Source organism: Escherichia sp. TW09308 (genome assembly GCF_000208565.1).
Classification (GTDB): domain Bacteria; phylum Pseudomonadota; class Gammaproteobacteria; order Enterobacterales; family Enterobacteriaceae; genus Escherichia; species Escherichia marmotae.
Window position 1 is genome coordinate 140,930 of the sequence record NZ_AEME01000001.1, and the last position, 12,815, is coordinate 153,744.

General features: G+C 51.7%; 11 protein-coding genes and 1 pseudogene. 7 read left to right on the plus strand and 5 right to left on the minus strand.

All coding sequences use genetic code 11. From position 1 onward, the window contains the following. Positions 1-36: 36 nt before the first annotated feature. Both ruvA and ruvB read left to right on the plus strand, forming a co-directional pair. Complete coding sequence (gene ruvA, locus ESM_RS0100805) at positions 37-648, plus strand: Holliday junction branch migration protein RuvA (RefSeq protein ID WP_000580346.1); 612 nt, start codon at positions 37-39, stop codon at positions 646-648. Between the two features lie 8 nt (positions 649-656). Continuing rightward, positions 657-1,667 (plus strand): Holliday junction branch migration DNA helicase RuvB, encoded by a 1,011-nt coding sequence (ruvB, locus tag ESM_RS0100810; RefSeq protein ID WP_000568526.1) that lies wholly within the window; start codon positions 657-659, stop codon positions 1,665-1,667. An 87-nt stretch (positions 1,668-1,754) separates the two neighbouring features. Here ruvB and dsbB read toward each other — a convergent pair whose 3' ends face one another. Next, entirely contained in the window at positions 1,755-2,285 is a 531-nt protein-coding gene (gene dsbB, locus ESM_RS0100815) for a disulfide bond formation protein DsbB (protein WP_000943467.1), read from the minus strand. A 145-nt stretch (positions 2,286-2,430) separates the two neighbouring features. Further along, positions 2,431-3,972 (minus strand): Na(+)/H(+) antiporter NhaB, encoded by a 1,542-nt coding sequence (gene nhaB / locus ESM_RS0100820; protein WP_000406379.1) that lies wholly within the window; start codon positions 3,970-3,972, stop codon positions 2,431-2,433. Positions 3,973-4,193: 221 nt separating this feature from the next. On the opposite strand from nhaB, the gene fadR reads away from it, so the two are divergent. Further along, entirely contained in the window at positions 4,194-4,913 is a 720-nt protein-coding gene (gene fadR / locus ESM_RS0100825) for a fatty acid metabolism transcriptional regulator FadR (protein ID WP_001516543.1), read from the plus strand. A gap of 143 nt (positions 4,914-5,056) precedes the next feature. Here the strand turns inward: fadR and ESM_RS0100830 are convergent, their stop codons facing one another. Next, the gene (locus tag ESM_RS0100830; protein ID WP_000190867.1) at positions 5,057-6,589 is read right to left on the minus strand and encodes a SpoVR family protein; all 1,533 of its coding nucleotides are present in this window, start codon (positions 6,587-6,589) and stop codon (positions 5,057-5,059) included. 329 nt (positions 6,590-6,918) lie between these two features. Here ESM_RS0100830 and dadA point away from each other — a divergent pair, with 329 nt between their 5' ends. Genes dadA through ESM_RS1000000129575 form a run of 3 tightly spaced genes read left to right on the plus strand, consistent with a single transcriptional unit; the run spans position 6,919 to position 9,486 of the window. Next, positions 6,919-8,217 carry a D-amino acid dehydrogenase gene (gene dadA, locus ESM_RS0100835; protein WP_001266919.1) on the plus strand — a complete coding sequence of 433 codons (1,299 nt, stop codon included), beginning with the start codon at positions 6,919-6,921 and terminating at the stop codon, positions 8,215-8,217. Positions 8,218-8,226: 9 nt separating this feature from the next. Then, the gene (gene dadX / locus ESM_RS0100840; RefSeq protein ID WP_000197889.1) at positions 8,227-9,297 is read left to right on the plus strand and encodes a catabolic alanine racemase DadX; all 1,071 of its coding nucleotides are present in this window, start codon (positions 8,227-8,229) and stop codon (positions 9,295-9,297) included. Positions 9,298-9,339: 42 nt separating this feature from the next. After that, positions 9,340-9,486, plus strand: a complete 147-nt coding sequence (locus ESM_RS1000000129575; RefSeq protein WP_420870958.1) for a hypothetical protein — start codon at positions 9,340-9,342, stop codon at positions 9,484-9,486. Here the strand turns inward: ESM_RS1000000129575 and ESM_RS0100845 are convergent. Beyond that, positions 9,424-11,142: pseudogene (locus ESM_RS0100845) on the minus strand (potassium/proton antiporter); the annotation flags it as partial. The gene ESM_RS1000000129575 and the pseudogene ESM_RS0100845 sit on opposite strands and share 63 nt — an antisense overlap. Positions 11,143-11,189: 47 nt before the next feature. Continuing rightward, the gene (gene ldcA / locus ESM_RS0100850; RefSeq protein ID WP_000077266.1) at positions 11,190-12,104 is read right to left on the minus strand and encodes a muramoyltetrapeptide carboxypeptidase; all 915 of its coding nucleotides are present in this window, start codon (positions 12,102-12,104) and stop codon (positions 11,190-11,192) included. A gap of 99 nt (positions 12,105-12,203) precedes the next feature. Here ldcA and emtA point away from each other — a divergent pair, with 99 nt between their 5' ends. Then, complete coding sequence (gene emtA, locus ESM_RS0100855) at positions 12,204-12,815, plus strand: membrane-bound lytic murein transglycosylase EmtA (RefSeq protein WP_001516541.1); 612 nt, start codon at positions 12,204-12,206, stop codon at positions 12,813-12,815.

The following is a 12,815-nucleotide window of genomic DNA, read 5'->3' on the forward strand; positions in this document are numbered from 1 at the left end:
CAGCATTATCTTTGATTCATTACGCAGGAGCGTCATGTGATAGGCAGGCTGAGAGGCATCATTCTGGAAAAACAACCCCCGCTGGTGTTACTTGAAGTGGGCGGCGTAGGCTATGAAGTGCATATGCCGATGACCTGTTTTTATGAACTCCCTGAAGCGGGCCAGGAAACGATAGTCTTCACCCACTTTGTAGTACGTGAAGACGCGCAGTTACTGTACGGTTTTAACAATAAGCAAGAACGCACGCTGTTTAAAGAACTGATTAAAACCAACGGTGTGGGGCCGAAACTGGCACTGGCGATCCTCTCTGGTATGTCAGCGCAGCAGTTTGTTAATGCCGTTGAGCGTGAGGATCCTGCAGCACTGGTGAAATTACCTGGCATAGGTAAAAAAACTGCCGAACGGCTGATTGTTGAAATGAAAGATCGCTTTAAAGGCCTGCACGGCGATCTGTTTACACCGGCTGCCGATCTGGTGTTGACCTCACCGGCAAGCCCGGCAACCGACGATGCCGAGCAGGAAGCGGTTGCTGCGCTGGTGGCGCTGGGCTATAAACCACAAGAAGCCAGCCGCATGGTGAGCAAAATCGCTCGTCCTGATGCCAGCAGTGAAACATTAATTCGCGAAGCCCTGCGCGCCGCGTTATGAGGTAAAGGATGATTGAAGCAGACCGTCTGATTTCTGCCGGTACGACCTTGCCGGAAGATGTGGTAGATCGCGCTATTCGCCCCAAATTACTGGAAGAGTATGTTGGTCAGCCGCAGGTCCGTTCGCAGATGGAGATTTTCATCAAAGCGGCGAAACTGCGCGGCGATGCCCTCGATCATCTATTGATTTTTGGTCCTCCTGGCCTGGGAAAAACCACGTTAGCCAACATCGTTGCCAATGAAATGGGCGTCAATTTACGCACAACGTCTGGTCCGGTACTGGAAAAGGCGGGTGACCTGGCGGCAATGCTGACCAACCTTGAACCGCACGATGTGCTGTTTATTGATGAGATCCATCGTCTCTCGCCAGTCGTGGAAGAGGTGCTGTATCCGGCGATGGAAGATTACCAGTTGGATATTATGATTGGTGAAGGCCCGGCAGCGCGTTCGATAAAAATCGATCTACCACCGTTCACCCTGATTGGCGCGACCACGCGTGCTGGCTCATTGACATCGCCATTGCGTGACCGTTTCGGTATAGTGCAGCGCCTGGAGTTTTACCAGGTGCCTGATCTGCAATATATCGTCAGTCGTAGCGCACGGTTTATGGGGCTTGAGATGAGTGACGATGGCGCACTGGAAGTCGCTCGCCGGGCGCGAGGTACGCCACGTATCGCTAATCGTTTGCTGCGTCGTGTGCGTGATTTTGCCGAAGTGAAGCATGATGGCACCATCTCGGCAGATATCGCCGCCCAGGCGCTGGATATGCTTAATGTCGATGCAGAAGGTTTCGATTATATGGATCGCAAGTTATTGCTGGCGGTAATCGATAAATTCTTCGGTGGTCCGGTTGGCCTGGATAACCTGGCTGCAGCTATTGGCGAAGAGCGTGAAACCATTGAGGATGTGCTGGAACCTTATTTGATTCAGCAAGGCTTTTTGCAGCGTACACCGCGCGGGCGTATGGCGACAGTGCGGGCGTGGAACCACTTCGGGATTACACCGCCAGAAATGCCGTAGAGCGGATAAAGCGTTAACGTCGCATCTGGCATTGAATTATTGACAGGATGAATCGATACAGGCGCTCCCGCAGGAGCGCCTGATTGATTAGCGACCAAACAGGTCACGTTTTTTCGCTTTAAATGGCTGGGAAATCACCACCAGCACTGCGACAATCAGGTAAGCAACAAAAATACCGAGCAACCACTGCGGCATATCCAGACCTAAAAACTCCCACTGACGCTCAGCGCAATCACCAGAGGCGACAAACACTTGTGGCACCCATTTATCCAGCGGCAGCCAGTCTGGGAAGCGAACCATGAAATCACAGGTCATAAACGGCGAAGGATAGAGCTGGAGCATGGTGTGTTCGTAAGTTAACTGCACACCACGAAACGCGCTATACAACCAGATAATCATCGCCACATAACGCAGCGGCGTTTTCGGGGCGATAGCGCCAATCAACGCGGCACCCAGAACACCGAATAACGCGCAGCGTTCATAAATACAGAGCACGCAAGGTTTCAATAACATCACATGCTGGAACCACAGCGCCGTCAGTTCCAGTGCCAGAGCGGTAAGCGCCATTAACAACCACGCACCCCGCCCCTGTGAACATTGGTTCAAAAATCGCAACATAATAATTTCCCTGCAATATGCATCGAATGCGCAGTTTAAACCAATTCATTCGTTGCGCCACCAGGAGGGAGTAAAAATAGGATGTAATTGAACAATTATCGGGCGGAAAGGCAAACCGGGCATGAATATGCCCGGTAAGTTGTTATCAAAGCGTTGCTATCCACCCCATTTGCATAAACCATTCAGTTACAGGGGCAAGAGTAAACTCTACGCAGAGTAGCCCGACGAGGGTCAGTACGAGGGTGTAGGGCAGAGCCATCCATACCATGCGGCCATAAGAAAGACGTATCAATGGCGCGAGAGCGGAGGTTAACAGGAACAAGAACGCAGCTTGTCCGTTCGGCGTGGCGACGGATGGCAGGTTGGTCCCGGTGTTAATGGCGACGGCCAGCAGTTCATATTGCTTCATACTGATAGCGCCGCTCTCCATTGCTGCTTTGGCTTCGTTGATATAAATCGTTCCCACAAAGACGTTATCCGAAATGGAAGACAGCAAACCGTTGAAGATATAGAACAGCGATAGCTGGGCGTGTTCTGATGACTGCAATACAAACTGGATAATTGGGGAGAACAGTTGTTGGTCGATAATCACCGCAACTACCGAGAAAAAGACCGTCAACAGTGCAGTGAATGGCAGAGATTCGGTGAAGGCTTTGCCGATAGCATGTTCATCAGTGACACCGGTCAGTGATGTAGTCAGAATAATGACAGACAAACCAATCAGGCCGACTTCCGCCAGATGCAACGCCAGCGCGGTGACCAGCCAGACGCCGATAATCGCCTGGACAATCAGGCGAATTTTATCCTGACGTGTACGCTGGTTACGGCTTTGATCGTCAAACTGCTGCAGCACTTCGCGGACTTTCTCCGGCAGCGTTTCACCGTAGCCAAACCAACGCATTTTCTCCACTAACAGGCAGGTTAACAAACCACAAATCAGAACCGGGACGGTTACCGGTGACATGCGCAGGAAGAAATCGCCAAAATGCCAGCCAGCAGCTTTCGCAATAATCAGGTTTTGCGGTTCACCGACCATGGTCATCACACCGCCTAATGCAGTACCGACACCCGCGTGCATCATCAGGCTACGCAGAAAACCACGGAACTGCTCCAGCACCACTTTGTAATGCTTGTCGATATGGCTGTCGTCTTGCAGATCGGTATCTTCGGCACGGGAAGAAGCCACTCGGTGATAAATACCATAAAAACCCACCGCAACGCTGATCACCACGGCCACTACGGTTAAGGCATCCAGGAACGCGGAGAGAAACGCAGCCGCCACACAAAAAGAGAGCGATAACAGCATCTTGGAGCGAATGCTTAACAGCAAGCGGGTAAAGATGAACAGCAATAGCTGTTTCATAAAATAGATACCCGCCACCATAAACATCAGTAGCAGCAAGACTTCAAGATTCGCCGCCACCTCTTCACGGACGTGCTCCGCGCTGGTCATGCCTATGAATACCGCTTCGATAGCCAACAGGCCGCCAGGCAGTAGCGGATAGCATTTGAGCGCCATCGCCAGGGTGAAAATAAATTCCGCTACCAACAGCCAGCCAGCAACAAAAGGGCTGATGAGGAAAATTAACGGGTTAACAATTAAGAAAATAATGAGGGCAAGTTTGTACCAGTCAGGTGACTGGCCCAAAAAATTGCGCCATAACGCGCGGCCCCAGGAGATCTCCATGATGGTTTCCCTTACCTTACAAATAATAAATGATGTTTTTATGTTAGAACGCAAAGCTTAACGGCCAGGCAGGAGTGAGGCAAGTCTTGATAGTCAAGCGGAAAGAGATGCGGAAAATGAAGCCCTGATCCCTTTTTTCTTCTTTTTGTCTGCTATCAGCGTAGTTAGCCCTCTGGTATGATGAGTCCAACTTTGTTTTGCTGTGTTATGGAAATCTCACTATGGTCATTAAGGCGCAAAGCCCGGCAGGTTTCGCGGAAGAGTACATTATTGAAAGTATCTGGAATAACCGCTTCCCACCCGGGACTATTTTGCCCGCAGAACGTGAACTTTCAGAATTAATTGGCGTAACGCGTACGACGTTACGTGAAGTGTTGCAGCGACTGGCACGAGATGGCTGGTTGACTATTCAACATGGCAAGCCAACGAAGGTGAATAATTTCTGGGAAACCTCCGGTTTAAATATCCTTGAAACACTGGCGCGACTCGACCACGAAAGTGTGCCGCAACTTATTGATAATTTGCTGTCAGTGCGTACCAATATTTCAACTATTTTTATTCGCACCGCGTTTCGTCAGCACCCTGATAAAGCGCAGGAAGTGCTGGCAACCGCCAATGAAGTGGCCGATCACGCCGATGCTTTTGCTGATCTGGATTACAACATTTTCCGCGGTCTGGCGTTTGCCTCTGGCAACCCGATTTACGGCCTGATCATTAACGGGATGAAAGGGTTGTACACGCGCATTGGTCGTCACTATTTTGCTAATCCGGAAGCGCGCAGTCTGGCGCTGGGTTTCTACCACAAGCTGTCGGCATTGTGCAGTGAAGGCGCGCACGATCAGGTTTACGAAACGGTGCGTCGCTATGGGCATGAGAGTGGCGAGATTTGGCACCGGATGCAGAAGAACTTGCCAGGTGATTTAGCCATTCAGGGGCGATAATCCATCCAGACTGATGACAAACGCGTAATTGCCTGATGCGCTATGCTTATCAGGCCTACGTTGTTCTTGCAATATATTGAATTTTCGATACTTTGTACGCCCCATCAGGCAAAAATGAGTCCTCCTCAAATGAGGAGGACTTTTTACAGATTTCCCATTCTTGGCGGGCAACGTTCCAGCAACTCGACGCTGCCATCTTCGTTTTGCTGCTCCAGCGTCACATCAAATCCCCACAAACGATGCACATGTTTCAGCACCTCTTTACGTCCCCGATCCAGCGGAGCGCGGTTATGCGGAATGTAGCGTAGAATCAGCGAACGGTCGCCGCGCAAATCCACGTTCCAGATCTGAATATTCGGCTCCAGATTGCTTAAGTTATATTGCGACGATAATCGGTTACGGATCTCCCGATAACCTTCCTCATTATGAATGGCAGAAATTTCCAGATAATTATGCCGATCATCATCCAGCACGGTGAAGAAGCGGAAATCACGCATTACCTTCGGTGACAGGAATTGACTGATAAAGCTCTCATCTTTGAAATCACGCATCGCGAAATGCAGCGTTTCCAGCCAGTCAGAACCGGCGATATCCGGGAACCAGTATTTGTCTTCTTCCGTTGGTGACTGACAAATCCGCTTAATATCCTGGAACATGGCGAATCCGAGGGCATACGGGTTAATGCCGCTGTACCACGGGCTGTTATACGGTGGCTGGAAGACCACATTGGTGTGACTATGCAAGAACTCCAGCATAAAGCGTTCGGTCACTTTCCCTTCATCGTACAGATGGTTAAGGATGGTGTAGTGCCAGAAGGTGGCCCAGCCTTCGTTCATCACCTGAGTCTGTTTTTGCGGATAAAAATACTGGCTCACCTTACGCACAATGCGCAGGATTTCACGCTGCCATGATTCCAGCAGTGGGGCATTTTTCTCCATAAAATAGAGCAGGTTTTCTTGTGGTTCGGAAGGATAGCGGCGCGCTTCGGCAACGGTTTTCTCTTCTTCGCGTTTCGGCAGGGTACGCCAGAGCATATTGACCTGACTTTGCAGATACTCTTCGCGGCTTTTCTGCCGGGCTTTCTCCTCTTGCAGCGAGATTTTTTGCGGGCGTTTGTAACGATCCACTCCGTAGTTCATCAGCGCATGGCACGAGTCCAGCAGCTTTTCTACCTCATCAACGCCATAACGTTCTTCGCACTCGGTAATGTATTTGCGGGCGAAAATCAGGTAATCGACAATCGAACTGGCATCGGTCCAGCTACGGAATAAATAATTGTTTTTGAAGAAAGAGTTATGGCCGTAACAGGCATGCGCCATCACCAGCGCCTGCATGGTAATGGTGTTCTCTTCCATCAGGTAAGCGATACACGGGTTAGAGTTTATGACAATTTCATAGGCCAGCCCTTGTTGGCCATGCTTATACAGGCGCTCAGTTTCGATAAACTTCTTACCAAATGACCAGTGCGGATAGTTAATCGGCATACCGACGCTGGAGTAGGCATCCATCATCTGTTCTGAGGTGATCACTTCAATCTGGTGCGGGTAGGTATCCAGCCGATAGAGTTTCGCCACCCGGTCTATCTCTGCCAGATAAATATCCAGCAGCTCGAACGTCCAGTCGGGTCCATCGCTCAAACGTGTGGTGTCCTTATTCATAGAATCGATCGTCGCCATACGCGCACCTCATTGTTGTCGGTACTCTCTGTGTGGAGGACCTCATTTCAAGCATAGAACACCCGTTAAAAACCGCGTCGCCGGAGAATTTTTTTCTTTGCGATTTCTTATTATCGTAGTGCCAATAATCAGCCTCTGAACGGAATTTTCTGCTGGATAAAAAGCACCTTCAGCAGGAGACACCAAAGACGGCATATTCCCACAGCGTCAGGGAGATGTGAGCCAGCTCACCATAAAAAAGCCATATGTTGAATAATATTTTCATCTAGGTTATCAAGATGTAATTAGATTATTGTTCTTTTACTGTATCTACCGTTATCGGAGTGGCTATGCGAGTTGTCATACTGGGAAGTGGTGTGGTAGGCGTTGCCAGCGCCTGGTATTTAAATCAGGCAGGACATGAGGTCACCGTTATTGATCGGGAACCGGGAGCAGCCCTGGAAACCAGCGCAGCAAATGCCGGGCAAATCTCGCCTGGTTATGCGGCACCGTGGGCGGCGCCAGGTGTGCCGTTGAAGGCGATTAAATGGATGTTTCAGCGCCATGCACCGCTGGCGGTTCGTCTCGACGGTACGCAATTTCAGTTGAAATGGATGTGGCAAATGTTACGTAACTGCGACACCAGCCACTACATGGAAAACAAAGGACGGATGGTGCGCCTGGCGGAATACAGCCGTGATTGCCTGAAAACATTACGTGCTGAGACTAACATCCAGTATGAAGGGCGGCAGGGCGGGACGCTGCAACTGTTCCGTACCGAACAACAATATGAAAACGCGACTCGCGATATTGCCGTTCTGGAAGATGCTGGTGTGCCGTACAAACTACTGGGATCCAGCCGTCTGGCGGAAGTGGAGCCAGCGCTGGCCGAAGTGGCACACAAACTCACCGGTGGCCTGCAACTGCCCAATGACGAAACCGGCGATTGCCAGCTCTTTACCCAGAATTTAGCGCGAATGGCGGAACAGGCGGGGGTTAAATTCCGCTTTAATACGCCAGTCGATCAACTGCTTTGCGACGGTGAGCAGATCTATGGCGTGAAGTGTGGTGATGAAGTGATTAAGGCCGATGCGTATGTGATGGCATTTGGTTCTTACTCGACAGCGATGCTCAAAGGCATTGTTGATATTCCGGTCTACCCGCTGAAAGGTTACTCGCTGACCATTCCTATTGCACAAGAAGATGGTGCGCCGGTGTCCACTATTCTCGATGAAACCTACAAAATTGCCATTACACGTTTCGATAATCGCATCCGTGTCGGCGGAATGGCGGAAATTGTTGGCTTTAATACTGAACTGCTACAGCCGCGCCGTGAAACGCTGGAGATGGTGGTTCGCGATCTCTATCCGCGCGGCGGTCATGTTGAGCAGGCCACGTTCTGGACGGGGCTACGCCCGATGACGCCAGATGGCACGCCGGTTGTGGGGCGTACACGCTTTAAAAATTTGTGGCTGAATACCGGTCACGGCACGCTCGGCTGGACGATGGCTTGCGGTTCTGGTCAGTTGTTAAGCGATCTGCTCTCTGGTCGCACGCCCGCTATTCCGTATGAGGATTTAAGCGTGGCGCGCTACAGCCGTGGATTTACGCCATCGCGCCCGGGTCATTTACATGGCGCGCACAGCTAAGGACGCGAGATGACCAGACCGATACAGGCCAGCCTCGATCTGCAGGCATTAAAGCAGAATCTGACCATTGTTCGCCAGGCCGCGCCGCATGCGCGTGTCTGGTCGGTGGTAAAAGCCAACGCGTATGGTCACGGTGTCGAGCGTATCTGGAGCGCGCTCGGGGCCACCGATGGCTTTGCATTACTTAATCTGGAAGAGGCGATAACGTTACGTGAGCGCGGCTGGAAAGGGCCGATCCTGATGCTGGAGGGATTTTTCCATGCTCAGGATCTGGAAATTTATGACCAGTACCGGCTGACCACCTGTGTACACAGCAACTGGCAGCTCAAAGCGTTGCAAAACGCGCGACTAAAGGCACCGCTGGATATTTATCTTAAAGTGAACAGCGGGATGAATCGGCTGGGCTTCATGCCTGAGCGCATGCTTACCGTCTGGCAGCAATTGCGGGCGATGGCGAATGTTGGCGAAATGACGCTGATGTCGCATTTTGCCGATGCGGAGCATCCTGATGGGATTTCTACGGCGATGGCGCGTATTGAGCGAGCAGCAGAAGGACTGGAGTGTCGGCGTTCGTTGTCTAACTCGGCGGCAACCCTGTGGCATCCGGAAGCGCATTTTGACTGGGTTCGACCAGGCATTATTTTGTATGGTGCTTCGCCGTCCGGTCAGTGGCGGGATATTGCCAATACTGGATTACGTCCGGTAATGACATTAAGCAGCGAGATTATTGGTATCCAGACACTAAAAGCAGGAGATCGTGTGGGCTATGGCGGTCACTATACCGCGCGCGATGAGCAGCGAATTGGCATTGTCGCCGCCGGATACGCCGATGGTTATCCGCGTCATGCGCCAACCGGTACACCTGTTTTAGTGGACGGAGTACGCACCATGACGATAGGGACAGTCTCGATGGATATGCTGGCGGTTGATTTGACGCCTTGCCCGCAGGCGGGAATTGGTACGCCGGTTGAGCTGTGGGGCAAGGAGATCAAAATTGATGATGTCGCCGCCGCTGCCGGAACGGTAGGCTATGAGTTGATGTGCGCGCTGGCGTTACGCGTGCCAGTTGTGACGGTGTAACTTGCTGTTAGCCGGATAAGACGCACAGCGTCGCATCCGGCGATACAAACTACATCAAATTTTAGATTCGGCTTCGTCCTCTGCCACCCGAACGCCGATCTTCAACACGGCATTATCTTCTTTCTCAGCCACCGTCCAGATCATCCCGGCAAACTCCACCTGGTCACCGACAACCGGTGCCGCGCCTAACAACTGCTGAACAATTTCACCCAGTGTTTGCTGTTTATCGCGATATTCCCGGCCGTCTTCCAGACCATATATCAGCGCCACATCAGCATATTTGGCGCTGGCTTCGAGAATGAAGTCACCAAAGAAGCGTTGATCCAGCGCGACTGGCGGCGACTGGCTGAACAGTTTACCGAGCGCCGGAAGATCGCGCTCCCGACCAATTACACACAGCACATCGCCTTCGCGCAGTCGGGTGCTGCCGGTGGGATGAAGCAACTGGTTATCACGAAACAGTGCCGCAATACGCGTCTCTTTTGGCATATGCAGATCGCGCAGTGCCGCACCCACGCACCATTTATCGGCACTTAACTGATAAACAAACTGCTCCCACGGGTTTTCCGGGTGAATATCCAGGCCAACGCGTGATACAGGACGTCCGACGGGCGGAACCACGACTTTGGCTTTTTTCGCTGCCCACGAGAGTGATGTTCCCTGTAATAGCAGTGAAACCAGCACCACGAAGAAGGCGACGTTAAAGAACAAGCGCGCATTTTCCAGCCCCGCCATCATCGGGAATACTGCCAGAATGATCGGCACCGCGCCGCGTAATCCCACCCAACTGATAAACACCCGTTCGCGCAGATTGAAGCCGCGGAACGGTAATAATCCGGCAAATACCGACAGGGGACGGGCGAAGAAAATCATCCATGCGGACAATATGAGCGCCGGAATGGCAATAGGCAGCAGGTCGCTCGGATTAACCAACAGGCCGAGCACGAGGAACATGGCGATTTGTGCCAGCCAGGCGAGGCCGTCGAAATTTTGCAGAATGCCGTAGCGGTTGCGAATCGGGCGATTACCCAGCAGAAAACCGCACAGATAAACTGCCAGAATACCGCTGCCTTCCAGCGCCGTGGTTAAAGAGAAAATCAGGATACCGCCGCTTAATGCCAGCAATGGATACAAGCCCGCAGGCAGAGCAATGCGGTTAATCATTTGCAGCAGTAAATAACCACCGCCAAGACCGATCACAATTCCCAGCCCAAATTGCTGCAGAATATCGACAACGAACATCCAGCTAATAGTGCTTTCATGATGCTGGATCATCGCAATCAAGGTAATCGTCAGAAAGACGGCCATCGGATCATTGCTGCCGGATTCTATCTCCAGCGTTGAGCCAACACGTTCGTTAAGTCCCTTGCCGCCAAGCAGAGAAAAGACCGCTGCGGCGTCGGTGGAGCCGACAATGGCACCGATTAATAAGCCTTCAATCAAATCAAGATTAAACAACCACGCCGCCATCATGCCGGTTAAACCGGAGGTGATAAGCACGCCGACTGTCGCCAGTGAAAGCGCCGGACCTAATGCAACGCGAAATGAGCTGGCCTGGGTTCGCATCCCGCCGTCGAGCAAAATAATTGCCAGCGCCAGATTACTTACCATGTAGGCAAAAGGATAATTATCAAACGGAATGCCGCCGACGCCATCGACGCCCGCCAACATGCCAATCGCCAGGAAAATAACCAGAATCGGAATGCCAAGGCGGGAAGAAAATGAACTAAGTAAAATACTACTGGTGACAAGGATGGAGCCTAAGATGAAAAGGCTAATGATTGTTGCGGCATCCAACGGTCGGTTACTCCTGATTACGCTGTCTCGTACTATAAACCCTACCATATTCACGGCAGAAACAGCGTTTTACTTGGCCCTGAAGCGTGATTTTTTTACGCTTTCAGAACAGGATGACCGCTTATTGTCATCCGTGTGCCTCTTTTATCGTTATTGAGTATGGCATGTGCGCCCAACGGCAGTGTAACCGTGCGTTGTTCATGACCAAAATCGAGGCCGGTGATGAGTGGGATCGACAGACGAGAGCGCAAGAACGCGTAAACTGACTCCAGGTTGTAACCCGCGTCATAATCATTTGGCGCGCTGCCACTGAAACTACCGAGAATGATCGCGCTCTGACGATGTAAAATACCTGCGTGATAAAGCTGTAACAACATGCGCTCGACGCGGAAAGGATGCTCGTTGATATCCTCCAGCACCAGAATGCCGTTCTCGATTTGCGGCATCCAGGGCGTACCAATCAGCGAAATCAACATCGCGAGGTTGCCTCCCCACAACGTGCCTTCGCTCTGACACGCCGGGCCTTCCCCTTGCCATTCAATGGCGAACGTTTCATTACGTAACGCCAGCCAGAAATGGTGCTCGGTAAAGGCGTTCAACTCATCCGCGCCAAAATTCGCCACCAGCATCGGTCCGCTAAAGGTGATGACATTGCCTTGCGCCAGAAGAGCGCACTGAATGGCCGTAAAATCGCTATGCCCGCAGATGAGCAACGGATCATGTTGTTGGCGAGTTACCAGTGCCTGCCAGTCAATGTCTGCCAGTAAGCGACTGGCACCGTAACCGCCGCGTACTGCCAGTACGATAGTGTTGGGTGACGTCAGCCTGGCAAGGGCATTGATATCCTCCAGTCGCTCCGTTTCCGTACCAGCAAAACGCTCACAGCGTCGGGCAATGACCTCTACGTTATTGACCTGATGACCTGCATCCGTCAGGCGTTGAATACCGCGCTGCGCGGCGTGCTGATTAATGCAGTAACCCGACGGGGCGATTAAGTGAAACTGAGACATGGCAATTCCTTGCTGACAACAGAAACGAATTGTATATCATGCCGCTTAGGTGTGCTGTTGTCACCTCAACGGCGATTCCAGGCTATAAGGATAGATGAAGTGAAATTGAGATGGTTTGCCTTTTTGATTGTGTTATTAGCGGGTTGTTCATCTAAGCATGACTACACGAACCCGCCGTGGAACGCGAAAGTTCCGGTACAACGTGCAATGAAGTGGATGCCAATAAGCCAGAAGGCCGGTGCGGCCTGGGGTGTCGATCCACAATTGATCACGGCGATTATCGCTATTGAATCGGGCGGTAACCCAAACGCGGTCAGTAAGTCGAATGCGATTGGTCTGATGCAGTTGAAAGCCTCAACGTCCGGACGTGATGTTTACCGCCGCATGGGGTGGAGTGGCGAACCGACAACCAGCGAACTGAAAAACCCGGAGCGCAATATCTCAATGGGGGCGGCTTACCTGAATATTCTGGAAACCGGCCCGCTGGCAGGAATTGAAGATCCGAAGGTACTGCAATATGCACTGGTGGTGTCATACGCCAACGGAGCTGGCGCGCTGTTACGGACTTTCTCATCAGATCGGAAAAAGGCGATCAGTAAAATCAACGATCTGGACGCTGACGAGTTCCTCGAGCATGTAGCGAAAAATCACCCCGCACCGCAGGCACCGCGCTATATCTACAAACTCGAGCAGGCACTGGATGCGATGTAA

Excerpts from the sequence above, each read along its gene's own strand:
- ruvB (WP_000568526.1), top strand. The coding sequence starts at position 657 with ATGATTGAAGCAGACCGTCTGATTTCTGCCGGTACGACCTTGCCGGAA.
- dsbB (WP_000943467.1), bottom strand. The coding sequence starts at position 2,285 with ATGTTGCGATTTTTGAACCAATGTTCACAGGGGCGGGGTGCGTGGTTG.
- nhaB (WP_000406379.1), bottom strand. The coding sequence starts at position 3,972 with ATGGAGATCTCCTGGGGCCGCGCGTTATGGCGCAATTTTTTGGGCCAG.
- fadR (WP_001516543.1), top strand. The coding sequence starts at position 4,194 with ATGGTCATTAAGGCGCAAAGCCCGGCAGGTTTCGCGGAAGAGTACATT.
- ESM_RS0100830 (WP_000190867.1), bottom strand. The coding sequence starts at position 6,589 with ATGGCGACGATCGATTCTATGAATAAGGACACCACACGTTTGAGCGAT.
- dadA (WP_001266919.1), top strand. The coding sequence starts at position 6,919 with ATGCGAGTTGTCATACTGGGAAGTGGTGTGGTAGGCGTTGCCAGCGCC.
- dadX (WP_000197889.1), top strand. The coding sequence starts at position 8,227 with ATGACCAGACCGATACAGGCCAGCCTCGATCTGCAGGCATTAAAGCAG.
- ldcA (WP_000077266.1), bottom strand. The coding sequence starts at position 12,104 with ATGTCTCAGTTTCACTTAATCGCCCCGTCGGGTTACTGCATTAATCAG.